Source organism: Bradyrhizobium sp. USDA 4454 (assembly GCF_054822705.1).
The window spans coordinates 1,417,263-1,440,500 of record NZ_JBTRCN010000001.1 but is presented as its reverse complement, the minus strand read 5'-3'; the positions used below and the strand labels follow the sequence as shown (position 1 = coordinate 1,440,500).

The following is a 23,238-nucleotide window of genomic DNA, read 5'->3' as shown; positions in this document are numbered from 1 at the left end:
ATGGAACCAAACGTCGGCTACGCTTGTGCTTCGTTAGTCCAGCCCCATGGTCGGCTCTGCCTGCGATGCTCACTATTGTGATGCTCACCGGTTGCGCGAGCCCGTCCGATCTTTCGCGCCAGCAGCGGTCCACGTCAGACTTAGCAAGCGCCAAAGAGTTTGACCCCGCCATGCGCGAGCGCATCTCGCGCGCTCTCGTTGATGCTGATGAGCAGAGTCTACGCGCTACGTTGGACCAACAACCGGACAACATCAATGCGGCAATTTCCCTTGCACGGGCCTTGTTGGCGCGCAACTCCGCAGATGAGGCACTTCAGGTGCTCAATGCGGTACTATTGGCAACACCCGGCGACCTGCGCGCATTGAATGCCAAAGGCGTAGTACTCGATCAACAAGGGCGCCACGAGGAGGCGCAAGTGCTATATCGTCGAGGCCTCGCGATAGAGCCCACAAATACGATGCTGCGCAGCAATCTCGAGTTGTCGGCCGCACTTGAAAGCAAGACGGGCATCCGAAACTCCAATCAGGAGTTGCAACCAGGCGACCAGCACGCATTAGCCAGATCGAGATCTCACAGCCGACAACCGTAAAAAGCCTATCCATGTCAGTCGGCTGGCCGACAGACAGCCAGATAATAATCGCGTGCAGAGACTACAAGGCGCATTTGGTTTCGAACGATGTTGTCGCGAGGAGCGCAACTTTATCGTGTATAATCGGGAGAGCCGAGCGCTGTCTCTTGGCTAAATGGCGTGAGCCCGACACGCGCTCGCTTGGACGGAGCAGGCCTCTACCCTCAGTTGGACGCCGGTAGGCAGCCGATCTTTCACACGACTTCGTAACCAGGTCACCTGGCCAACATTCTGGATCTTGAGTTTACCTATTCTTGGGTAGCGGATCTTTGGAACGTCCGGCCCCTTCAACGAAGACATGCAGGCGAACAATTAAAATATCTCTCGAGCTCCGCAACCGCGCGTTCCTCCCACTCTATAGCTTGCGCCAGCAATGAGCCGCCTTGTATTGGCCGAAATGCGGCGGCCTGCCGGCACAGAGACGCTATCGCGCGATAGCGGCGCACGTTTTCCATAACGGCAAGTCCAATCATGTGCGGATATTTCCCCTGCTGTCCCAGGCGAGAACTTGCTGCATAACAGTTTTCGATCCGTTAGCGGCAAGGGCGAAAGGCGTGAATGGTTGGCAGATTCTTGCCGGCCTGACAGCCGATGAACCTTTCCCAGGAGATGATCCTCCATCAAACGCGCTTCGGCATTGCCGGCCGAGGGCGCCGCCGCTCCGCGTTTGCTCCGCATACATCTTCAGCCAGGTAAGAGTATAGATGAAGAACAGGAGCGAGGGCACGTCTCGGCTTGCACAACAATCAAGCGACCTTTGTTACTGGTTGGCTTCCAATTTGACGTCGCATGGGGAGGCCAACGTTATCAACCCCCGCGACGAGGCCAAGGTTTGGAATCGACGCCGACGTACATCGACGTCTCTTGGTGCCAGTCCGAACCTCGGTCCCATGCCACACTACGGGGCTAATTCAACGCGGTCCAGACTGACCGATCCGTAGCCCGAACCAGCGGCGTCGCTGGATCTGGAGACATTAAGCCCATCAGCATGACAGCCCGCCGAGGCAGCACTCTCAGCGTCAGGTGCACCATCTTTCGCCTCCAAACGAGAGTCGGGCTTTCGATTTGCGGCCCTGGCCCCCAGCAGTTGCTGCCCCTCTCGGGTGACGCTTCCGTCAAGGCTGACGTCTCCGACCTAGAATCAACTCGCCAAAACAGATGGGGGACAGCACGTGTTGTTTGCAGCAGACTGCCTTACAAGCGCTCGGTTAACAATGGCACGCTGGAGCGCTCGCACCGCGATTAGGGGCACTCAGATGATCACGCCGGTTCGGCGGAACTGGAGTCCAAAAGAACTATTCAATTCTCTTACGCCAGCGATGTTCAACGCTGAGCCGTCGGCTATACGTGCGCGTTGGGATAAATTGTGGCCTGACCTGTACACGGAGTATGACGCCCGGCACTTAAAACAAGAGTTAGCCGACCGACAACTCATCGTTAGCGATGAAGCTGCGGCATTCTTCAGCGCCTGGGCGATCGACGAGGAGCGCCACACCGATGGCTTCATCCGCGTCATTGAACTCGTCGCTAATGGATCCGAAAAGGATCTTCGGGAGAGATTAGACGCTCGGTCGCACGATTTTGGTCCAATCGGTGAACACCTGAAGGACGAATTCTCCCTGATGGTTATGATTGCATTTGATGAGATGTGCACCTGCCGTGCCTATGCGGCAGAGAAGCCCTTCTATGACGCCCTTGGCAACACCACGTTTCATCACTGGCTGAGGGAAGTGATTGCCGATGAGGCGGTTCACTCGATGAACGCCGTGAACGTTATCCGTGCGCGCCACCGCGACCGCATTGGCCAAGCGGCCTCAATTCTCGATAACCTAATCCGCGCAACCGAAAGTCTACGCTATTCCGGAACCTTCGTCCTCGACTACTTCGGCGCAGTGTACTCCAAAGAGCTGCTCGCCGGCTCTCGCCTCGTGACTATGAGAAATATCAGCAGGCCATTCACGGTGTAGCATGGAATGTTGACAGGGATCCTATCGAAGCTTGAGTCGCGCCACATCGCCGCCCTTCGCCTAACTTTCCATCCTGCCAGCTGGCCCAGCTCTTCATTTGCGTTCGAGCGGTTTCGACGACCGCGTCGGGAAGCCGCAATTCGACGCCCGATCTTTTGCAAGTCCGCCTTAGCTAGATAGATGCGGTTGACATTGCGCCCGATGTTGTCGGACCGGTGCCCGGATTCCCTGCCTAACTTGTCCGCGACAAGATAATCCTGCTTCGACGCGAACAGATGCAGGATTGCGATTTGCGCCGTCGTGGATTCAAGCGCTCGCACATCCCGACGCCATCCTACGAGGGAGAGAGCGAGTTCGTACCCACCCATTTTTGAAACTGACAAGCCGCGTTCTAGTGAAAACGTCATCACGCGTCTGGAGACATTGGATCGGGCCAACCCATGTCGAACGAGCTAGATCCGCAACTTTTTCTCAAGGTCAATGTAGCACCACCTCAATCCTGTTTACATCGAGGTTGAAAGCTGACGCAGCGTAAGATTCACGCCCTTTATGCCAATCCAACAATCGGTAGATAGAACCTATCGTTATCGCAACGACCACCAAGCCACGGTTGATCCTTTGGTCGCCGACCTTTCGGCTACTCACAAACCTGACGTAGATCACGAGCGGAAGCGATTACTTGCTGCTATCGGCGTGCGCTGGCGTCTCAATCAAACGACGCAACTTGCTTGATGTTGAAAACGTTCATCAACCTGAGGAGCTCGCGCATCGAAAATTCAATTACCCTTCTTTCTGCCATGTTCTCACCCAAAGCAGAGACACGCCGTTGCGCACTTCGCGCGCGGCAATAGCGAGTGTCTCAGGAGACTTTGATGGTGAAGCCAGTTGTGATTGTGGTGGGCGCGGACAAGGGAGGAGTCGGCAAGACGACCGTATCACGAACGCTGCTGGACTACTTCAGCGTCAACAACGTGCAAACACGCGCCTTCGATACGGAGTCTCCGCGAGGGACGCTGAAGCGCTTCTATCCCGGCATCACCGAGATCGTCGACATGACGACGACCGCTGATCAGATGAAGATTTTCGATACCCTGAACTCCGGGCTATCCGTCACCGTCATCGACGCTCGCGCCGGATTGCTGTCCACAGCACTGGCCTCCTTGCGCGACATCGGATTTCTGGATTCGGCGCGGTCCGGCCAGATTACCTTTGCCGTATTCCACATCCTAGGATCGTCTATCGCTTCGCTCGACGAGATCGCGGAGACCGCTGCCTTCATGGGCGGCGCGAAGTACTATCTGGTTAAGAACTTCATCAATGACACTCAGTTCTTCCAGTGGGACCAGTCGACCTACAATTCCTATTTTCACCGCATCAAACAGGCGACCGAGTTGACCATCCCGAAGCTTAACGAGATGGCCTATGAGCAGGTTGAAGTCGCATCCGTCCCGTTCGTAGATTTCGTGGCAAACAAGGGCCGCAACGATGAGCCCGCGAACAACTCTTTCGTGCTGCGCGGTTATGTCCGGCACTGGTTGGCAAATGTCTGGAGCGAATTTGATCGCATCAACTTGACGGAATTGGCCGGCGCCAAGTCCACTACTCGAAGTGGCGAGAAGTAGTCGCATATTCTTGCGGGCCAAGAGCAGGCCCACATACGAACGAGATTGATCTGCTGGCTATGTTAGCGACCCCGATCTACATCATCTGCTCTCCTAGCCCGCAGGTCGGAAAAACCCTCATCGCTCGCGTCCTGAGCGAGTTCTTGCTGCTCAAAGACGGAACCGCCCTGTCATTCGATGTCAATCTAAAAGAGCCCTCACTGCTCGATTATCTCCCTAAGATCACCGAGACCGCCAATGTGACGGACACTTACGGCAAGATGCAGCTGATGGACCCGCTCATCGTTCACGATCGGATACCCAAGGTGATCGATCTCGGCTTCCATGCCTTCGACGAATTCTTCAAGATGTGCGAGGAAATCGGCTTCATAAAGGAGACGGCGCGCCGCTATGTTGCTCCTATCATTCTCTTCATCGCAGGCGCTGACCGCATTTCCTTTCGCGGTTATGACATGCTGCGGCGGCGGATCCCGCCCGCATCGCTGGTTACCATCCACAATGAATTTGCGCTGCGCGGCGGATTACCTGAAGTCATGGATGGCGAGCGGGTGCTCCAGATTTCCGCGCTGCCGCTGTTTCTCAAGAGATATGTAGACCGACTTGGCTTTTCCTTCACCGGATATCTGCGGGACGAAAAGGACTGGTCCACCGAGCTGCACCAGTGGATACGACGGAACTACACGATGTTCCGTGATCTAGAATCGAGTTTGATGCTGCGAAGCTCCTATCGATCGCGTGGAACGAACATCGAGAGCCTGCGTTGCACAAAGGCAACGTGAGGCTGAGACTACTCGCCGTCTATTTGTCCAGCTTATGAGCAGTCGTTTGACCGACGCCAGCGGCTTTGCCCATAATATAAAATGCACTGTGCGAATCCCCGCCTGAACTGTTCCTTGAGCTCATCAGCACCCAATCGCGCGACCGGCAACTGCCCTCTTGGCCTTTGCGGACGGCCGAGACGTATCGATGATCTTTCCAGCGGAGGAGCTCATAGCTCGAAGCCGAGCTTCCCGAGCACCCGGTCCATGACCGTGCCTTTGATCTCGCGGGCGATCTCGTTGCGTATCTGGGCGCCGAGCACCCGCTCGGCATCGGCATCTCCTGTCAGACCATCCTCCGCCAGCCGCCGATCCAAGCGGGCTTGAAACGGCTCACCCATCGCCTCGACGAGCCGTTCCTGCATCTCGGCATAGTCTTCGGGCGCGATGCGCCTTAGCACACTTTCCCATGGCTGCCATCGGGTCGCCAGGAACTGCGGAAATTCCGTCGATTCCTGGTCCCGCACTGCCGTCTCGGCCCCCGCGACATCATCCCCAGTAACGTGAGAGACGCTCATGAAGCGCATGTCAGGAGCGATGTGCCGCAGCTCCAGCGCATCACGCAGTTGGGTTTGGTAGGCAAGGTAGACCTCGATCTCATCGACGTCAGCGTCCGGATCGGCACGACGAAGCGAGTTGACGGTCTCTCGCGCAATTCGGTCCAACGCCTCCAAGCGAAACATAACGCGGCCGTGCTGGAGCAGTTCGCCAAGGCGTCCGTCATAGGCGCCGTCCTCGACATCCGCGTTCAGGCGTGCGCTCTGCATGCCGTTCCAGGTCAAAGTGATGCGATCTTCGCAGCTCGCGCTCGCTCCGGAGGCCAGCTCGAAATACTGCTCGCGCAGATTCGGCCTGATGGCTGCCTGCCGCAGATCTTCGGCGACCGCGTGTCGGAACGCGTCGCTACCATAGTTCACGGTGCCGCGGAGCCTGTCGAGAAAGCGTGCATAATCTGAGGCACCCGGCTCTTCGGCGAAGGCCTGCCAAGCGGTTATTGCTGCCGATTCGGCCTCGAGCCAGTGCGCGACAACCTCCTGCAGCGACCGCGGCTCAACTTGCACCGCGGCTGCGGTGGTCGAGAAGAAAACCTGCGGGCCGGCATAGTCTCCGGCATGCATGGCGGTCGCCAGGCCGGCTTGCACCGCGTCGGACAGGGGATTGTTCTCCAGATCAACACTCGCGTCCCGGCTGAGCTGTGTCAGCACAGTCGCGGGCACGTTGGTTAGCTGGTTGTTGCTGGCGGCAAGCCATAGCAGTCCGGCCGGAAACGTCTCGGGCAGACTGGTCAGCCGATTATGGCCGGCACTAAGCCATTCAAGCCCGGGCGGAAGAGGCTCGGGCAGATCGGTCAGCTGGTTATAATCGACATTCAGACGCTCGAGCCCGGCTGGAAGCTCGGGCAGACGAGTCAGCCGATTGCCCGCGACGTCCAACTCTTGAAGCGTCGGTGGAAGGCAATCGGGCAGGCTGGATAACCGATTGTTGTCGACATTCAGGCGCCGCAATCCAGGCGGCAGCGCTTCGGGCAGGCTGGACAGCCCGTTGCTAATGGCATAGAGCCGCCGCAGACCGCGCGGAAGCGCGGGCAGGCCGGTCAGCCGATTGTTGTTCGCATAGAGGCGCCGCAGACTGGCCGGAAGACCTTCGGGAAGGCTGTTCAGCTCATTGTTGTCGACATTCAGGCGGCGCAAGCCAGCCGGGATCAGGGCCACCAAGGTGGTCAGGGACAGGGACGACAAATCCAGTGGCTCATTGAGATCGCCCGCGTCCCTCCAGGCCCTCATTCCACTTAGCGCCTGCTGCCGATCTTCATGCTGCCCGTGCCTGTCTTCGGCAGACCAATCCGTCAAGACCTGATCCGGCAAGTCCGCAGACGCCTGCGTATCTGTCAATGCTTCGTCCCATTGCAATGAGACCGGAGACCCAGGTTCGGAGCTTTCCCAATCGGAAGCTCCGGAAGGAGTCCCAGCGCCAAGTTGTTCTGCATTCATAAATATCGTCTCTTCGGAGCTAAAGGAAGTGAATGCACCGGGGGCGGCATATCATGAAGCCAGTAGAGTCCCGCTATGGATGCCCTTCATCGGCTGACGCACATCACGAAGCGGTGGCCACTGCTTGGTGCGATTACTCTGCGCCCGATGGCGACCGAGGACCACTCTCAACGGGCCTTGCGCGCGGATTGGGTTAATACTGGAATCCATCTCCCTCTCCTGCCATGCCTGAGCACATCGGGCCGTCCTTGCCAGCGATTAGGGACATTCAGCCTACGAGATATAGCTGTCGACAGGCTGACGTCCTCGAAGCGATGATCAATGCGGCGCCCAACGTTCCTTCGGTGTCTCTCGACGCTTAGGCGCAGCGCTCCGCAAAAAGTCCGAGGGGATCAAGTTTCCTGCTCGGCAAAATTGGTGTCCGAGCGGCGCACGCCGGCTGCGTGATGCTGAGGGAACGACGACGTTGCCGTTCCTGGACCGGCGAGCTACGTCACCCTTTCTGCGAAACGTTGGTTTTGATCGCCGAGCCGAAAGCTAACTGATTGTTGCGCGCAACGCGCTAGCCGCTCACCGAAGCCAAGGCGCGCACCCCATCAGCAAAGCCGACCTGAATGATCAGTCTCCAGCTACTAATGAGCGCGGCCATGCCCCTCAAGCTCGACTGGCGCTTTCGCGGCTTGCGGAAGGCGAATAGTAATTCCGCTCGCGGATCCCTTCCGGGTCGAACAGACACCGCACATCACGGTCGGGATCGAATTTCCTTACGTTGCACTCAGTGTAGCCAACCCTCACCGCGACCAACGAACTCAAGCACCGACTGCGCTTGGTTGATCTCGCGCGACACGCGCTTCAATATCCGTACTGCGACCTCTTCCGTCGCGATCAACCCCGCTCTCTCGCAGGCCAGCCCGAAATGATACATCACCTGTTCGTCGGATGGCGCGATACGATTCTGAAACAAACTGATCGTCAATGATGAGAGCATATGCTCGACGACATCGTTTTCAGCCTGATTCACAAATCTACGTCCTTCTGATTAGTCGCTCAATTCGGTACAATATGGGCGTCGCCGATAGAGCTATGACACCTTTCATTGTTCCGGGTTATCGTGTCATGACATCGCCCCATGAGTATTGAACACCGCTAGCTGGCGCTTTCTTTCTTCGAACGCCTCATCCGCTAACGTCGCCTCTCCTCTCACGGGCCTACGCCGTCTCAGACGCGAGTTGCAGCTCCCTGATGATCTCAGTCACCCTCCCTTGCCCGGCGGCGTGTTGCGGCCACTTGCTAAAGCCACTCAGCAAATTCTCCGCTTCTAGCTTGGTAAAATTAAAGAGCCTAATACCCCGCCCAAGGACCTCATTGACGATCGTAATCGTGGCCTGGCGAGCGGCACTTTCTGGTGGCGATCTGTTGAAGCCGATCAGCAGGCCCCTGAGATCCTGGGTAGTGAAATCCGAGAGCCCCGTCTTCCGATCGGCGCGGCGAAGGACCTCGTCTGCTAGCACGACGGTCACTTGACCACACGGCAGCTCATCCGGCCAGTTAGTGAAGCCGCTCACTAGGTTCGCAAGTCCCTGCTGTGAGAACTCGCAGAGCAGAGCGGCGCGGCGCAGGACCTCGCAAGCGAGTGCGACCGCGGCTCGGCGAGACGCGGCCTCTTCCGGCCACTTACTAAAACCGTTCACGAGGTTTGACAGACCCTGCTGAGTCAGATCGGGAAGCTGGGCAGCACGGCAAGATACTTCACCGGCGATCGCGACCGCAGCCTTACGGCAAGTCGCATCGTCAGGCCATTTGCAAAACCCATTCACCAGGTTCGCCAATCCTTGCTGGGTATAATGCGGAAGCTGGACGGTACGGCGCAAGAGCTCACTTGCGATCGCGACTGTTGCTTGACGAGATGCATTCTCCTCTGGCCATTTACTGAAGCCATTCACCAAATTCGTCAGATCCTGCTCGCTAAACTCGTGGAACCGCGTCGCACGTCCAAGCACTTCGGTTGCAACCGCGACGGCGACTTGACCACAGGGCAACTCCTCAGGCCACTTGCTAAAACCGTTTACAAGGATGGCCAACCCCTGCTGAGGGAAATCGGCGAGCCGGCGGGGACGCCGCAAGATTTCCAGTGCAAGCGCGGCCGCGGCTTGGCGCGAGACCGCCTCTCCTGGCCATTTGCTAAATCCGTTTACCAGGCTCACCAAGCCTTGCTGTCTAAATTCAGAGAGCTGATGGGGGCGCCCTGCTCGGCGGATGACCTCTCCCGCGATTGCAACCGCGGCTTGTCGAAAGTCACTCCCTTCCGGCCACTTGCTGAAGCCGTTTATCAGCCCTGCCAGGCTGAGATTGTTCAATTCTTGAAGCGATCTGCTTTCCTCGCAACAAAATTTGGCTATTCGGACCGCCCCATGGCGACATTCCACTCTCCTGGCGTGCCTGCCGAATGATGCCACAAATACGGAAAGCGCTCTGATACCGATCTTTCTCATCAGAGCATGGTCCAGCTGCGACACGCGAGAAGCTATTCTCTCGCAAGTATCCCGCCCCGCCTGACCTCCAGCCCTTCGGCTCACGGCATTGCATGTCGTGGCATAGCCCCACGATTTCTCTGCACGGATGCTTTCCTCGAAACTCGGCAGAAATCTGGATTGAAACTCAACGGCAGCTTGTTGCAGAAACACAGGCAAGTCCGCCTTGCACAGTTGCTTGTCGCGCGTGACCACTGCAGTTGAGAATTCAACAATGCCGCTAGCACGATCGATTTCGTTTAGCGCCGTCGTGAGATTAGTTTGAACGGACATAGGACCTTCCGAACTTTCATCGCAGCGCCCTTCGGCTATGTGCGTCATCGCCTCTGGCTAGATATTTATCATCTACGGTCTTGGAGCATCTGCCTGTGGGCGCCGGACTCTTCATTCAGGGCGCCTTGCTTGCGCGACTAGCTGCCCGCATGATTCCATCGGTCCAGCCATATGGCGCCTCCCTTGCCAGCACTTGCCAACTGCCCGCCCAGCGTTCCCGTGGCGATGGGGCAACTGCCCTTCCTGGCTATCGCCTACAAGCAACAAGATGGCAATCAGCAAGCCGTCTTCCCTCGATCCCGATTTGCCAATGAGCCGTCGACGCCTGCCCTATCCCGAGCTTTGTCTTGGCGCATCGGCGCAAGTCTACAACCTGTCGCAACGTTAGATTCAAGCTATAAATCGGCCTCCTGGATCCGTGGCGCATTGTATACGGCGGATGTCGATCGCAATGATTCCCGGTGGAGGGCTTCTTTAGCGAGACACCGCGTCCAGCCGACATTTACGTCGATAGCTGAGATCCCACCCTCGGCTCATGCGCTTTGTTTGATCGATTCGCGAGCGCCGGAACCGCGGTCAGGCCCATCCATAGAGGAAAACATTTCGCCCTACCATTTCTCATGCCGTGGGTGGAGGCGCCTTACTCATAAATATATCCATTGGGAACGACGATAGCCAATGCCCGGTGGCAACGCAGGATTGCCCAACCATTAGAGAGGAGGCCAGTGCAATGAAGGCGCCACTCTTTATACCGCTCGAACGGCCAGAGAATGTGGCCGCTTCATTCCGTCTCGCGCTACTGGTCTACAGTTTAGCCGCGCCCAGCCTGGCAATCAACAAAGCCGCCGGACGCTTGTAAGTTTTGGTGCCATAGAGCACGGCGAGATGCGCCCAAGTTTGCCAGTTCATGCTCAAGCTTCCTAATGCCGGACGTGATTTAACATCTCTCCATCTTTCGTATCTGATGAGCAGGAAACTGCAGAGCGCAGGAATCATGCGAGATACGCCATCAAGGCGCGGAGAAAACTCGCGAATCTGCCGCGATTTCTCGTCAGGCGCGCGGTGTACGGTGATAACGATTAGTAGGGGCCTTGCACAACTCGACCCGCTCGCCACATCTGCGCAGAAATGGGGTGGACAGTCACAAGTCCTCAGCCGGAATTATTCGGCGTGAATGCGGAGCCACCGCTACTCATGAAGATTCGCGTACTTAAGCTCGAATGCCAAAGTGAACTACATCTGCAATGACTTCGATCGATGATAGATTAAGTGAGGTCAGGTGGCTGCGGAACGAGATCTGGCGCCGCCGGCGGCTACTTAAGACCGATCTATCTGGCGCGGAACGCGAGGGTGTTGAGAAGCGCCTGCTTGAACAGCTGTCTGCCTTTGAGCGGCTCTTGTCGACGACGTTTCCTTTGGTTTTGAACCCTAATGTGAATTCAACCACGAGCACCTACAACCCGGCCAAGCGGCTCCTCTGAAGCGTCCATCGAAAACGCCGCAATGGCATCGAGCCGTTCCTTCGCGAACTCAATTGGGGGTTACCTCGGCGGTCTTCTCGATTCCCTCGAGCCCCCCCAAATCCCAATGTGAGAATATCTGGAAGACCGCGATCGAATGACTGCCCCAACGCGAGCATTCGCGATCTTTTGCCAGTTATAATTGATTTAGTCACCGGCGGGAAATGCTAGGCTGCCGACAACAACGCCATAGATTGATGGACAATACCGGCTCCCGAACGATGTGCAGCCTAACGATCTCCGACGTTGAAGCAGATTCGTCCGTCGGATCATTTGCAGGCAGCCGATGGCAACTTCACGGTTGCCTTGTCCGCCGAAGGGGCTGCAGCGCAGATAGCGCGCAACCGCCGCAGTAGCACATCGAACCTCAAGGCGAACCATGACCTCGTAACACGCACAGTGGGCCGGTCGATCGCCGAACGAGGTCAATCGGTTCGCGACGTTCATTTTCCGATGGTGGATGCGTCCGGCTCGACTGGGTGACGATTCCAGCCCAATAGAACTTCGAAACAGCAGACAGGGCAAGTCCAGCGCTAATCAGCCTGGAACAGTCACTGTGCGTCAATTTCGGTGACTTTTGCCCGGACGGATCACTCTCGATGGAGGACGATCGGAACCCTATTGAGACGTCGCTTTCGTCCGCCGCTTCTATCCGCGGCGGTTGGCATCGCGCGGCGACATTCGACGCCCAAGCTTTTGAAATTGTCCCTAAGACAAAACATGGCTGCGTCTACATCCCTACGTCCTGTGAAGCGCTCACAGAAGCGCATTACGTCTGGTCTGCACGACGTGAGGACCTCCTCGGCCCGCTGATCTCGCGCGCGAGCGTGTCCTGTACACCACACGGCCCCGATCGCGATCACAGCAAGGGCGGCTGCCCAGCGGCGCGCATTGTAAGTCCACCCAGTTCGTCGTTTTTGATTCACCAGACCCCTCTTAAGCCGCGTATCGTTCACTATGGTTCTTTGCTCAACGAACATCATCTGTTTACCGGGAGCTAGGCGACAGCGCGGCAGCGGCCGTCGCGGGGCGGCCGCAATCATCGCGGTCTCCGGAATCATCATCTCGCCGCGCGCAACACGTTCAATGCGAAGACCGAGACACGAGCAGAGGCCGGCTGCGCTTTGCAGCGCGCGCAACACGTTCCGGCGTTTGCGACATTCGCGATGCTAGCTCCCAATGTGCCGTTCCCTGATGCGAAAGTTCTGCTTCGCAATGCCTACAACCTGACGCTACGATCGATTCAAGCATTTTGAGTCCAGCAAGTGTGGATACGCTCTGAGCCGGGCACATCCGCATTGCCGACGAACTCGCGCCAGCTGCCGTTTTCTGACTGCCCCCGGCGTATGAAACGTCGCCCGTGTTGGTCGATGATCGCTCGGCCTAGTCGGGTTGAAGGCGCGCTGGGATGATCGGCGAGAAGTTGTCGCCAATGCTGCTCGCTTGTTCGCCGCCCGCGCCAACGATCTCAGAGCCTACAGACAAGAGTTTGGCACGACAGTGTTCCGAGATGCACAAGGCTTTGGACCGGTGGGTTCGAATAGCTTGCCCCGGATTGTGAGGGCCGCGGCTCTGACCGACGGCGGATTCCGTAGGCTAAAGCCGCCTGTTGCCTATTAGTAGTTTGCAATTGCTCGACGCCAGCTCGGCGGTCTTCGAGCCCCCCTGGCACGGCAGTTGCTACTCAGCGCGTGAGCTGGGCTTGGGTGAGCCTAGCCGCAAGCGGAAGACATCATTCGTCGTTGATTGCTGCGGATTTTTCTGTGGACGAACTGAAGCGCCCGCACCGCCCTATGCTTGCGATTGCATGATCTACGACGGACGAGGCTGACTATGAGGAAACCAGCGGCAGGCGAGCTCTATATGGTAGGCAAGCTATTTGCCGTGGCCATTGCCATTCTGGTTTCGTCAGCGGCGGATGCCAATGATGATCTAATGAGCGCCGCCAGGCGGCTTTTCAAGCCGATCCCTTCAATGGTTCCGGCGGTGAAGGACAACCCGATCACCCACGAAAAGGTTACCCTTGGCAAGTCCCTGTTCTTCGATCCGAGGCTTTCGGCGAGCGGGGTCATTAGCTGCAACACGTGTCATAACGTTGGGATGGGCGGGGTAGATGCCGGTCCGACTTCGATCGGTCATCGCTGGCAGCAGGGTTCACGTCGCGCGCCAACTGTCTACAACGCGGTCTTCAACGTGGCACAGTTCTGGGACGGGCGCGCGGCAGACCTCAAGGCGCAGGCCGCGGGCCCTATCCAGGCCGGCGTCGAGATGAATGCGACGCCCGATCGCGTGCTCAGCACGTTAAATTCAATGACGGAATATGTCGTTATGTTCAGTAAGGCGTTCCCCAACGATGCGGCGCCCGTTACCTTCGAAAATTCTGCCAAGGCTATCGAGGCTTTCGAGGCGACCTTAATCACACCCACCGCCCCCTTCGATCAGTACCTTGAGGGCGATCGATATGCTCTCAGTGACAAGCAGAAAGTCGGGCTGAAGCTATTCATCGAAAAGGGCTGCTCCTCCTGCCACAACGGAATCAACGTCGGTGGACAGGATTACTTCCCGTTCGGCGTGATTGAACGGCCCGACGCAAACGTGCTTCCGAGAGATGATAAGGGACGTTTTTCCGTCACTAAGAATCCTAGCGATGAGTATGTTTTCCGCTCCGCGCCATTGCGCAACGTCGCATTGCGGCCTCCCTACTTCCATTCCGGTCAGGTTTGGAGCCTTAAACAAGCGGTTGACGTAATGAGTGAGGTTCAACTCGGAATAAAGCTGAGTGACAAAGAAACTGACGAAATTGTCGCCTTTCTAAATTCGCTTACTGGGCAATTGCCGAAGATCGATTATCCGATACTACCCACACGCACCAACGTCACCCCACGGCCCTCTTTAGACAAATAGGCCGTCAAGATCGCGAAACTCACTTTGATTAGCGAGAATACAGCGCGGTGACTCAGGCCGCGACGAAGTCCCAATCGCGTGAGGTCGAGCTAGAGCTGTCAGCCAAACGTCTAAGCCGCTACCCTTTCGTAGACACCTCGGGTGCACTGACGGTGAGTTGGCCATAGCGATCGCGGATCGTCAGCGCTCGCTCATAATCGGACTGAACCAGCGACCGACCGTCAATCTCGTCGGCCAGGACGTGCGCGGCAGCGGATTCCGGCCGGACCAGCATCGCAAGATTACAAGAGCTCCAGATCGCCATTTCATCCACGAAATGACAGGCTTGCGCCAACCGCGGCGACCTGATCAATGTCCGATCGCTGCTCGGCCGCCTGTAATACCTTGGCTTCGCCACAGCTGCCGTGATTATTGCGGCCAGTCAGCTATGCGATCATCTCCGTCAGCAGATCGCGCGCCTCGGCCTCGACAACAATTGCAACCGGACGCTAGGTGCCGCTGATTGGACGTACATCATTTGGTCGACAGCTCTTTGACTTTCCGTGCTGTGCAATCGATGGGCTGCCAAAGATCGAACCTCTGCCGGCATCATGGCAGCGACCCTGCCAGTCGAATCCGTCTGCTCCGAGAACGCAACTTTGTGCTCTCGACATCTTTATGCTGGGCAGATGCGAGATGCGCAATGGAGCGATGGTGTTGTGGTGGGTTGCTCTGATGAGAGAATGCTCCACGCAGGGACACCGTTGATCATTCGCGACCGAATCCACCTGTGTTCCGATGTGACCAGGAGATCGATCATGAGTTCGCGCGTGACGCCTCGCCATCGGGTTATTTGGACGATCGCAGGCCACGAATTGGGCTGGATCTGAATGCTCATGCCAGCGATGACTCGTATCCGTGAGATGCCCGTCTAGGCGATTACACGAAATCTTCTAGATAGCCAGTCACGTTCCTCAGTTTGCCAATGACTCAACCTTCTCTCCTCGGGCAGATCGGTACGATCTGACAAACTGGATCGTATTGTCTTATGCATTGCTGACGAGCTGCTTGACGATCGCATGTTCCCCAACGAACCATCTCCAGCGCAGCGACGATAGCATCTCGCGCAGCTTTCATCTCATCGCCCTCCGTGTGCGGTTGACGACGCGAGCGTCCAAAAAGCCACCATAAGCATGAGCGACCATCTAAGGCGTCGGGCAGAGAGCGATGCGAACCCCCTTTGTCGCGCGAGCCGCGCACCATATTCCATGAAACGGCACGCGAATTGCTGGGCAGGGTTCAACGAGCTTCCGCGAAGAAAGCGGTCGCAACGGACCCGGGGTCCAGAATGAGGCTTATCCGATTGATCTTGATCGATCTGACTTTGATGCTGCTTGCACCGGGGAACGCAGAAGCCACCATTAGGGCCACCGGCGCAGCTTTCACATCTGCTACCAATACTGTGGCGTCATTGGAGCGGATTTCGGCCGCAGAGCCAATCTTGAGCTCCGGCGCGAGCCGACAGCCTTCCCGCTCAACGACACAAGCGGCGCTATTTCAGCTTGCAATGAATACTCTTGGTCCGGCCAAGCCGGCTGAGCGCTCCACGATGCTGGAATTGGGCTCTCCCTGTGTGATCGGCAAGCGCGCAGGGCAGCGTCCGATTGCCACGATCATCGATAGCTCGGAGATGCTCAACAAGCCGCTTATCCTAACACCATCAATCTGTAGAGCCGCAGCCATGCGTTATGGCCTTTTGGGGGCGGAGACACCGGGCTGGAGCGGAACAGACTGGATTCTCGGAGGCATGGTGATCGCGACGATTCTGCTCGTGATCTTGGTAGAAAGATGCATCACAGGCGCGGGCACGTGAGAGTAGCAAGACCTGGCTATATCGAACTCGCCTTCAACGGCTCTCTCGCAAACGTCCCGCTAGCGGCCCAATTTAGCGTACCCGCGAAAGGCGTCACGGCTATTTTCGGCCCGCCTGGCTGCGGCAAAACCGCGCTCGCACGGTGCATCGCCGGCGTGCAGCGTCTGCCGGGTGGATTTTGCGCAATCGATGGTGAGATTTGGCAAGATCAGACGACGTTTCGGCCGCCTCATCTGCGTCCCGTCGCTTATGTATTCCAACGACCAATTCTCTTTTCTCATTTGTCCGTCAAGCGCACCCTTGTGTTCAACGCGTCGAAATCGAAACCGACACTGATCGATTTTGATGGCGTGGTCGAATTGCTCGCCCTTACCCCGCTGCTCGAGCGTTCGCCATCACATCTTTCTGACGCCGAGCGACAGCGCGTTGCCCTGGGCAGCGCGCTGCTAGCACAACCTCGGCTACTTTTGCTTGACGACCCGCTCATTTTGCTCAACCGCTCCGCTAAATGCGAGATCTTGCCGTTTCTCGAGCGCATGCGGGAAGAGCTCCCATTACCCATGATCTATGTCAGCCATGACATGGCTGACATAGAGCGCTTTGCCGATCATCTCGTCATGATGAAAAATGGCGTTGTGACTGCGGCCGGGCCACTCAATGTCGTTCAGATCGGCTCGGCTCTTGCCGCGCGCGGCGATGCGGCAGTCTGCCTGGATACCGTGGTCGGCGGCTATGACGGGCGCTATGGGTTGATCATCCTTCGCCTCAAAGGTGCGCGCCTGTTGGTTCCTGGAGCGCCGCTTAGGCCGGGCGCACAGCTGCGGCTGCGCGTCGCAGCCGGCGATGTCAGCATCGCGTGCGAGCCGCCGCGCGCCAGCTCTATCCTCAATGTCTTTCCGGCACGCATCAAAGCCTCTCTGCCGTTCGACGACGCTGAGGTCACCTTGGTCCTGGCTCTCGAAACTGGCCGTTCGGGCGTACCGCTTCTCGCCCGCATCCCGCGTCGCTCCTTTGATGCACTACAGCTCGGCAATGGCATTGACGTATTCGCCGAGGTCGCGCGCGCTGTGCCGGTCGCAGTTCCCGAGCGGTTGCTCGTAGGGCCTTCCACATCAGCAGTAGGTATTCGACAGATAAGCGCCGATACGGGAAACGAACAGCAATCGGAGTACGACGATGAGCGACGATCTTGATGAGATAAATCCGAAGCATATTGCGGCCGTCTTCGACGCGTCAGACGATGTAGATGTGCTACAGCGCGATTTGGCCCATGATCTCGCGCGGCAAGCCGTACGCGTCGGCGGCATCATCCGACGACACTTGACGGGCGCTCACGGTACCCGGCTTGGCCGCAGGGGACATTACGTCAGGGCAAGAGATCTCGATTTCCGAGCAAGTCGGCAGCGCAGCGTTGTCTATAAGCTCGACACAAATGGACTTGCGAAGACCGCAGCTATCGCTTTCCGAGCGCTTCGCGACCTGGCTGATCTCATCGAGAAGAGCATTTTGCCGGCGCAAACAACTGGCGGCCGCCCCCGCGCCGAATTCGTCGACCCAGTCGCCCGTGACGTACCACTTCTGACAGCCGTTCTAGTTAGATGTCTTGCCGCTTGGCGAACTCTCCCGGCTAATATTGGCAAGTTGCTATTTGCGATCGCGCCAAATCGTTCAGCGATGGTGGCGCGATATCTCCACGTGCCTAGCGCGCAGCTGGGCTTTCATTCCCAGCTGCGACAATTTAGGCACTGTGTTACCGGAGCGCTTGATGACCACTGTACGACCACCGGATACGTCGGCTCCGAAATCGCCCGTCGGGCTCCTTCGCCGTCTCTGAAAACTGCCTTAGCTCCGGGCTCCGCCCCTCGTTGCGAGGCGCCATGATTGCTTTGATGCAAGGCTCTGATTGTTGACGTTCGACCGGCGAGAAGTCGCAGTTCAATCAACTTGGCGGTACTCAGTCGAGGCCGATATCAGCCCCTCAGCCGGGTTTGCAGTGCCTGCCGATCAATGACGAGATTGGTGAGACTGAGGTCTGACTGCCGTCCAACCTGACGCTACGTAGATTTCAAACCTTCATTGCCACCGCAGCGAGCCTGGTTAGGTTTCATTCCTGCTTCAGATGCTGCAAATCCTCGCAGCGTGGTGATCAACCTGCCGTTTCGAGCGGCCTTAACGCGCAAGGCGAACCCTGCAGCCAAGCCGCTGCGCGGCACAACCAGGACAGTCGGCTCTTGAGAACTGATGGCATGTCGTTTGCTTCACCAGCGTGGTCACCATGTCCGGAAAACAAACGTGTGAGGACCGTATGCTTGGAATAGGAAGTCAATTGCCGCCGTTCGAGGTCACAGGCGTGAAGCCTGGCTTTCAGGCGCAGGAAGAAGATGGGCAGAGTGCATTCGAGACGTTGACCGAAGCCAGCTTCCCAGAAAAATGGAAGATCATCTTCTTCTATCCCAAGGACTTTACCTTCGTCTGCCCGACCGAAATCGCCGAGTTTGCTCGGCTTTCCAAGGAATTCGTCGACCGCGATGCAGTAGTCCTGGGGGGCTCGACTGACAACGAGTTCTGCAAGCTTGCGTGGCGACGCTCACATGTCGATTTGCAAAATTTACCAATTTGGCAGTTTGCCGACACAAAGGGGACCCTGGTCGATGGCCTTGGTGTGCGTTCCCCTGAAGGGGTCGCGTATCGTTACACCTATATTGTTGACCCCGCCAACAGGATCCAGCACGTCTATGCGACCAATCTCAACGTTGGGCGCAGCCCCAAGGACACACTGCGCGTGCTGGACGCCCTCCAAACCGACGAGCTCTGTCCCTGCAACCGCGAAATCGGCGGCGAAGTCCTGAAGGTCGCTTGAGGCAGCATGTCGTCGATTGAACAGTTGAGCGAAAAGATCCCCGATTTCGCCAAGGACGTCAGACTCAATCTGACGTCCTTGATGGCCGATGAGACACTCTCGCCGCAGCGGCAATACGGGCTGTTGCTGGCGAGCGCGATTGCGACCCGCAATGCAGACGTAATTGCCGCAATGGAATCCGCCGCGGTCGCGGAGATGACGCCTGTGGCGATCGCCGCAGCGAAATCTGCGGCCGCAGTGATGGCGATGAACAATGTCTACTACCGCTTCGTTCACCTCGCCTCTAATCCGGAATACAAGACAATGCCGCCACGGCTGCGCATGAACGTGATTGGCAGTCCGGGTGTTGATAAGTCTGATTTCGAGCTATGGTCACTTGCTGTCTCCGCAATAAACGGATGCGGTGCTTGTATCGATGCCCACGAGAAGACGCTCCGAGCTGCGGGCGTCAGCTCCGAAGTGATCCTCACTGCCGTGCGCTCTGCTGCTATCGTCCAGTCAGTGGCGATTGCTATTGAAGCCGTTCGCCCGAACCCTAACCAGGCAACGGGCTGATGCCTCCTCTGCCATCCGATCGACAGGATGTGGCGCCGTTCCGTATCGCCACACCGGTCCCGCTACCTTGATACATGCCTAGCTCAAATTGCGTACCGTGCCAGAGGCGGAACGTGCGAAAGATGCCTAATATTCCGACGCTTAGGGGCGGTTCGCGTCACGGCTTCGTTCCATCCTCACCTTACCCTCAGCCAAACTTGAACAGCACCCCATACCCGCCGCGCGGATAACTCCACTGGATATCGCCGGTGGGCTCGGCGATCACCCGGCAGGTCCCGCACTCGACACAGCCGTCGACAGTCACCTCCACCCGCCCCTCATCGTTCAGCTCATAGCATCGCGCGGGGCACGCTTTCAAAAGCGCAATTAGCTGCGGCGATGGGGACGTGTGTGCGCGAACCTTTACGTGAGGACGACCAACGTCGACAAGGTAGCGGTTGTAATACAGCTTGTCTTCCACGCGCACCGATGGTTCGGCATCCATGCTTTGTCCTTCCATACTTGGAACTCCCAGTATTGATTATTAGCGCCAGGCTCGCGCAAAGCGATATGCATCGCCGAACAGCCCCATCCATGAGCGCGCATTGACAAACGATTTCAAGGTCGCATTCTCCTTCTCAACCTTTGGCGTACCATCGACCCGCACAAAGTTTTGCATTGCCTTAGAGATGAGCTGCGGATAGGTGAGAAAGAAGTTTTGTGAGTGAGTATGCATCAGCGGCGGCAAATCCTTGTACTTCTTGAGGTCCTTGATGACGAAGGACTCATCCAACATCTTCTTGTAGAGCGACAGGTTTGTCGCTGTCATCGGCTCGCCGCGCGATTTCACCAGGCCGACCGCTTCGGCCGCTATGCGACCTGAGGTCATCGCGAGATTGGAGCCCTCGCGATGAACGGCATTGTTGAGTTGCGCCGCATCGCCAACGACCACCCAGCCTTCCCCGTAGAGCTGCGGGATCGATTTGTAGCCTCCTTCAGGGATGAGATGCGCCGAATATTCCTTGACTTCGGAACCAGCTAGCAGAGGCAACACAGAGGGGTGCCTTTTGAATTGATCGAGCAAGCCGTAGGGCGTCTGGCCGGTGCGCTGGAAATCGGCGACGAGACAACCGATGCCCAGCGAAATACACTCTTTGTTGGCATAGATGAAACCCATTCCGGTCATACCGCGGGAAATGGTGCCCGCCGCCTCGATCACGACGCCTTCATCGCCCTTTAGATTGAAACGCGCTTCGATGGTCTCGCGGGGCAAGAAGTGCATTTCCTTGACGGCGAGCGCAACATTATCGGGTGTTGGCCGAGCGCGCAGGCCCGCGCGCGTCCCAAGCAGACCATTGACCCCTTCAGCGAGCACGACGACATCGGCACGTATTTCGCCGTCGCGGCGGTCTGTACGAACGCCGACAATCCTTTCCCGCTCGTCCCGTACGAGCTCCGTCACGGTCGTCTCGCAGAGGACGGTCACGCCGGCTTCGCGCACCTTTGACGAGAACCATTTGTCAAACTGCGCGCGTATGATCGTGTAACGGTTCGGCCGCTCCTCGTTGAAATCGTCCGAGCGGTAATGCATCCCGACATGCGAGCGGTCGTCCATCATCCAGAACCGTTGTTCAACCAGATGACGTTCGAGCGGCGCCTCTTCGCGAAACTCGGGGATTAGCTTTTCCATCATGTCCGCGTACAGGATTGCGCCCTGCACATTTTTCGATCCAGGATATTCGCCGCGCTCGAGCTGCAGCACCTTCATGCCTTGCCTGGCCATGGACAGCGCCGCCGCGTTACCAGCCATACCCGCCCCTACCACGATGGCATCGAACCTCTCTTCAATCATCATCATCTCCTTTAAACCGCGATCCGGGCGCGCGAATTCGGCAAGAGCCGAGCGCGAAATGCCGCCGTCAGCGCCGGCAGCAATTGCATGGCATCAGTGACGATCGCAACATGGGCGAAGTCGAAGATCGGAGCACGTTTGTCAGTATTGATGGCGACGATTAGATCCGCCCCCTCGACACCTACCCGGTGCTGGATCGCGCCGGAAATCCCGGCCGCAATATAGAGCTTTGGCCGAATCGTCTTGCCGGTCTGACCGATCTGCCGGTCAGATGTAACCCACCCCTTCTGCACCAGAGGACGCGAGCAGCCATATTCAGCGCCAAGAAGAGTTGCAAGCTCGCGCACCAGCCGGAAGTTCTCAGGCGATCCCAGTCCCAAGCCTCCCGCAACCACGACGTCGGCATAGGCCAGATTTGATGTCTCGGAATCACGATCTGGGAGGAACGACAGAACTTTCGTGACAATATCGTCTTCGACGAGGCCGAGCGGATGGACGATGATACGGGCAGCATCACGTGCGACGCGCTCAGGCATCGGCATGACCCGCGGGCGCACGGTTGCCATCTGCGGACGATAGTTCAGGGTATAGATCGTGCAGAGCAGCGAACCGCCAAAGGTCGGACGGGTCGCGGCAAGAGAACCATCGGCATCGACATCGAGCGCGGTGCAGTCGGCAGTGAGCCCCGTCGACAAAGTGGTCGCCACCGAACCCGCGAGATCGCGTCCCAGCGTGGTCGCGCCCAACAGCAGGATCTCGGGCTTGTAGGTATTGACGAGTTCGGTGAGCGCCTTGGTATAAGATTCGTTGCGGTAATCCGTCAGAACGTTGTCGCTCACGAGATAGGTCAGGTCGGCCCCATAGCAAAAGGATTCAAGTGCTGCGTTACGGGTGGACTGCCCCTCCGGGCCGATGACGACCGCGGCGAGATTCACCTTCAGCTTGTCGGCAAGCCTGCGCCCCGCTCCCATGAGCTCCCAGGAGACCGGATGAACCTGGCCGCGCTCCAGCTCGACGAAAACCCAGACATGCTTGTAGGCCTTAAAGTGCTCCGGCAGTTCCCTCTTGGCTGCTGCGCGGCCGGCCGCCGCAGGCATAGCCGTTTTCGTGACATTGCTCATGCTTTAAAGTCCCCTCAAGAATACGCGCGCCCGCGCCACAGGTTTGTGTCTAGATTCGGTTGGCTGATGATCAGTTCTGATCAGCAAGTAGCCGGCCGCTCGGCTGCCCGGCCTGCTTGGTGCAAACCGACCAGGCAATAAGTCTCGTCATCGACGTAGACGCTCCGGGCGGGCCAGAGCCAGAAATGTCCTCAACGGTAGCCTCTCTCGCGCTCGCTTCGACAAGCGCCATGGTGCCGACGACGCCTCTGCGGCGTCTGTGCCCGCAAGAGTTGCTGAGTCCGCTTACTCTGCAATATCGGCGCCTCACTTTCGGCCCGACACTCTGCACCGGCTGCGAGCACCAACGCGATCCGAGCAGCGCAGCTGCCATCCACTGCGTGGCCAGGCTCCAGCGCCGGCACCTTGCCTTGGCCGAGCTTGGCGCCCCCGCCGGACGCATGTTGCCATCCGCGTTGCAACGAATGCTCCTTTGCGCGCATCCGCGGACCTGCTCGACGCTGACGACTATGTACATGCCCTCTCCAGCTGTTTCGCAACGGACGACTTAGCCATTGACGCCCTCTCACGGTCCGCGTTGGCTGCGTTCGCATCAAAGGCCATATCGGACGGACCTGGCGCGAGCGTGAGCCGCGAGATCATGCCGCATCGCTCAGTGGACGGTAGAAGCAGCGTCATAGTTCTTCCCTTCATCTCAGTCGACCGCCATCTGTCAACATCGATGACGCGATAGGCACGACAACAGCAAGTGTCGTACCACTTGC

Annotated in this window: 19 protein-coding genes; 12 read left to right on the top strand and 7 right to left on the bottom strand. The window is 57.7% G+C overall.

Going from position 1 to position 23,238, the window contains the following annotated elements:
- Positions 1-65: 65 nt before the first annotated feature.
- The gene (locus ACVIW0_RS06710) at positions 66-590 is read left to right on the top strand and encodes a tetratricopeptide repeat protein (protein ID WP_461351606.1); all 525 of its coding nucleotides are present in this window, start codon (positions 66-68) and stop codon (positions 588-590) included.
- Positions 591-916: 326 nt separating this feature from the next.
- Here the strand turns inward: ACVIW0_RS06710 and ACVIW0_RS06705 are convergent, their stop codons facing one another.
- Positions 917-1,102: a hypothetical protein gene (locus ACVIW0_RS06705; protein WP_461351605.1), complete on the bottom strand. Its 186-nt coding sequence runs from the start codon at positions 1,100-1,102 to the stop codon at positions 917-919.
- 783 nt (positions 1,103-1,885) lie between these two features.
- Between ACVIW0_RS06705 and ACVIW0_RS06700 the strand changes: the two genes are divergently transcribed.
- The 3 genes from ACVIW0_RS06700 (at position 1,886) to ACVIW0_RS06690 (ending at position 4,997) form a co-directional block, all read left to right on the top strand.
- Positions 1,886-2,596, top strand: a complete 711-nt coding sequence (locus tag ACVIW0_RS06700) for a hypothetical protein (RefSeq protein WP_456709120.1) — start codon at positions 1,886-1,888, stop codon at positions 2,594-2,596.
- A gap of 872 nt (positions 2,597-3,468) precedes the next feature.
- Positions 3,469-4,218 (top strand): P-loop NTPase family protein, encoded by a 750-nt coding sequence (locus ACVIW0_RS06695; protein ID WP_456709119.1) that lies wholly within the window; start codon positions 3,469-3,471, stop codon positions 4,216-4,218.
- A 59-nt stretch (positions 4,219-4,277) separates the two neighbouring features.
- Entirely contained in the window at positions 4,278-4,997 is a 720-nt protein-coding gene (locus ACVIW0_RS06690; RefSeq protein WP_461351604.1) for a hypothetical protein, read from the top strand.
- A gap of 209 nt (positions 4,998-5,206) precedes the next feature.
- Here the strand turns inward: ACVIW0_RS06690 and ACVIW0_RS06685 are convergent, their stop codons facing one another.
- The 3 genes from ACVIW0_RS06685 to ACVIW0_RS06675 form a co-directional block, all read right to left on the bottom strand.
- Entirely contained in the window at positions 5,207-7,027 is a 1,821-nt protein-coding gene (locus ACVIW0_RS06685) for an NEL-type E3 ubiquitin ligase domain-containing protein (RefSeq protein WP_461351603.1), read from the bottom strand.
- A gap of 775 nt (positions 7,028-7,802) precedes the next feature.
- Positions 7,803-8,048 (bottom strand): hypothetical protein, encoded by a 246-nt coding sequence (locus tag ACVIW0_RS06680; RefSeq protein WP_456709116.1) that lies wholly within the window; start codon positions 8,046-8,048, stop codon positions 7,803-7,805.
- Positions 8,049-8,235: 187 nt separating this feature from the next.
- Positions 8,236-9,831: a hypothetical protein gene (locus tag ACVIW0_RS06675; protein ID WP_461351602.1), complete on the bottom strand. Its 1,596-nt coding sequence runs from the start codon at positions 9,829-9,831 to the stop codon at positions 8,236-8,238.
- A 1,766-nt stretch (positions 9,832-11,597) separates the two neighbouring features.
- Here ACVIW0_RS06675 and ACVIW0_RS06670 point away from each other — a divergent pair.
- The 8 genes from ACVIW0_RS06670 to ACVIW0_RS06635 all read left to right on the top strand — a co-directional run bounded on the left by ACVIW0_RS06670 (position 11,598) and on the right by ACVIW0_RS06635 (position 19,522).
- Positions 11,598-11,834, top strand: a complete 237-nt coding sequence (locus tag ACVIW0_RS06670; protein ID WP_461351601.1) for a hypothetical protein — start codon at positions 11,598-11,600, stop codon at positions 11,832-11,834.
- A 116-nt stretch (positions 11,835-11,950) separates the two neighbouring features.
- Positions 11,951-12,352, top strand: a complete 402-nt coding sequence (locus ACVIW0_RS06665) for a hypothetical protein (RefSeq protein WP_461351600.1) — start codon at positions 11,951-11,953, stop codon at positions 12,350-12,352.
- Positions 12,353-13,184: 832 nt separating this feature from the next.
- Positions 13,185-14,255 carry a cytochrome-c peroxidase gene (locus ACVIW0_RS06660; protein ID WP_461351599.1) on the top strand — a complete coding sequence of 357 codons (1,071 nt, stop codon included), beginning with the start codon at positions 13,185-13,187 and terminating at the stop codon, positions 14,253-14,255.
- Positions 14,256-15,603: 1,348 nt separating this feature from the next.
- The gene (locus tag ACVIW0_RS06655; protein ID WP_461351598.1) at positions 15,604-16,107 is read left to right on the top strand and encodes a hypothetical protein; all 504 of its coding nucleotides are present in this window, start codon (positions 15,604-15,606) and stop codon (positions 16,105-16,107) included.
- On the top strand, positions 16,104-17,300 hold the full coding sequence (gene modC / locus ACVIW0_RS06650) for a molybdenum ABC transporter ATP-binding protein (RefSeq protein ID WP_461351597.1): 1,197 nt from the start codon (positions 16,104-16,106) through the stop codon (positions 17,298-17,300). Before ACVIW0_RS06655 ends, modC begins: the two co-directional genes overlap by 4 nt.
- A complete protein-coding gene (locus ACVIW0_RS06645; RefSeq protein WP_461351596.1) occupies positions 17,284-17,988 on the top strand; it encodes a DUF2478 domain-containing protein in 705 nt (234 codons plus the stop codon). The genes modC and ACVIW0_RS06645 overlap by 17 nt, the downstream gene beginning before the upstream one ends.
- Positions 17,989-18,412: 424 nt before the next feature.
- Positions 18,413-18,967: a peroxiredoxin gene (locus ACVIW0_RS06640; protein ID WP_076828230.1), complete on the top strand. Its 555-nt coding sequence runs from the start codon at positions 18,413-18,415 to the stop codon at positions 18,965-18,967.
- Positions 18,968-18,973: 6 nt separating this feature from the next.
- On the top strand, positions 18,974-19,522 hold the full coding sequence (locus tag ACVIW0_RS06635; RefSeq protein ID WP_461351595.1) for a carboxymuconolactone decarboxylase family protein: 549 nt from the start codon (positions 18,974-18,976) through the stop codon (positions 19,520-19,522).
- A gap of 187 nt (positions 19,523-19,709) precedes the next feature.
- On the opposite strand, the gene ACVIW0_RS06630 is transcribed toward ACVIW0_RS06635, so the two are convergent.
- Genes ACVIW0_RS06630 through ACVIW0_RS06620 form a run of 3 tightly spaced genes read right to left on the bottom strand, consistent with a single transcriptional unit; the run spans position 19,710 to position 22,474 of the window.
- Positions 19,710-20,006: a ferredoxin family protein gene (locus tag ACVIW0_RS06630; RefSeq protein WP_461357264.1), complete on the bottom strand. Its 297-nt coding sequence runs from the start codon at positions 20,004-20,006 to the stop codon at positions 19,710-19,712.
- A gap of 39 nt (positions 20,007-20,045) precedes the next feature.
- Positions 20,046-21,353: an FAD-dependent oxidoreductase gene (locus ACVIW0_RS06625; RefSeq protein WP_461351594.1), complete on the bottom strand. Its 1,308-nt coding sequence runs from the start codon at positions 21,351-21,353 to the stop codon at positions 20,046-20,048.
- Positions 21,354-21,364: 11 nt separating this feature from the next.
- Positions 21,365-22,474 carry an electron transfer flavoprotein subunit alpha/FixB family protein gene (locus ACVIW0_RS06620; protein WP_461351593.1) on the bottom strand — a complete coding sequence of 370 codons (1,110 nt, stop codon included), beginning with the start codon at positions 22,472-22,474 and terminating at the stop codon, positions 21,365-21,367.
- Between the last annotated feature and the right edge of the window lie 764 nt (positions 22,475-23,238).

Excerpts from the sequence above, each read along its gene's own strand:
- ACVIW0_RS06660 (WP_461351599.1), top strand. The coding sequence starts at position 13,185 with ATGAGGAAACCAGCGGCAGGCGAGCTCTATATGGTAGGCAAGCTATTT.
- ACVIW0_RS06685 (WP_461351603.1), bottom strand. The coding sequence starts at position 7,027 with ATGAATGCAGAACAACTTGGCGCTGGGACTCCTTCCGGAGCTTCCGAT.
- ACVIW0_RS06690 (WP_461351604.1), top strand. The coding sequence starts at position 4,278 with ATGTTAGCGACCCCGATCTACATCATCTGCTCTCCTAGCCCGCAGGTC.
- ACVIW0_RS06695 (WP_456709119.1), top strand. The coding sequence starts at position 3,469 with ATGGTGAAGCCAGTTGTGATTGTGGTGGGCGCGGACAAGGGAGGAGTC.
- ACVIW0_RS06675 (WP_461351602.1), bottom strand. The coding sequence starts at position 9,831 with ATGTCCGTTCAAACTAATCTCACGACGGCGCTAAACGAAATCGATCGT.
- ACVIW0_RS06705 (WP_461351605.1), bottom strand. The coding sequence starts at position 1,102 with ATGATTGGACTTGCCGTTATGGAAAACGTGCGCCGCTATCGCGCGATA.
- ACVIW0_RS06710 (WP_461351606.1), top strand. The coding sequence starts at position 66 with ATGCTCACTATTGTGATGCTCACCGGTTGCGCGAGCCCGTCCGATCTT.
- ACVIW0_RS06645 (WP_461351596.1), top strand. The coding sequence starts at position 17,284 with ATGAGCGACGATCTTGATGAGATAAATCCGAAGCATATTGCGGCCGTC.
- ACVIW0_RS06630 (WP_461357264.1), bottom strand. The coding sequence starts at position 20,006 with ATGGATGCCGAACCATCGGTGCGCGTGGAAGACAAGCTGTATTACAAC.
- ACVIW0_RS06640 (WP_076828230.1), top strand. The coding sequence starts at position 18,413 with ATGCTTGGAATAGGAAGTCAATTGCCGCCGTTCGAGGTCACAGGCGTG.
- ACVIW0_RS06665 (WP_461351600.1), top strand. The coding sequence starts at position 11,951 with ATGGAGGACGATCGGAACCCTATTGAGACGTCGCTTTCGTCCGCCGCT.
- ACVIW0_RS06700 (WP_456709120.1), top strand. The coding sequence starts at position 1,886 with ATGATCACGCCGGTTCGGCGGAACTGGAGTCCAAAAGAACTATTCAAT.
- ACVIW0_RS06620 (WP_461351593.1), bottom strand. The coding sequence starts at position 22,474 with ATGAGCAATGTCACGAAAACGGCTATGCCTGCGGCGGCCGGCCGCGCA.
- ACVIW0_RS06625 (WP_461351594.1), bottom strand. The coding sequence starts at position 21,353 with ATGATTGAAGAGAGGTTCGATGCCATCGTGGTAGGGGCGGGTATGGCT.
- ACVIW0_RS06635 (WP_461351595.1), top strand. The coding sequence starts at position 18,974 with ATGTCGTCGATTGAACAGTTGAGCGAAAAGATCCCCGATTTCGCCAAG.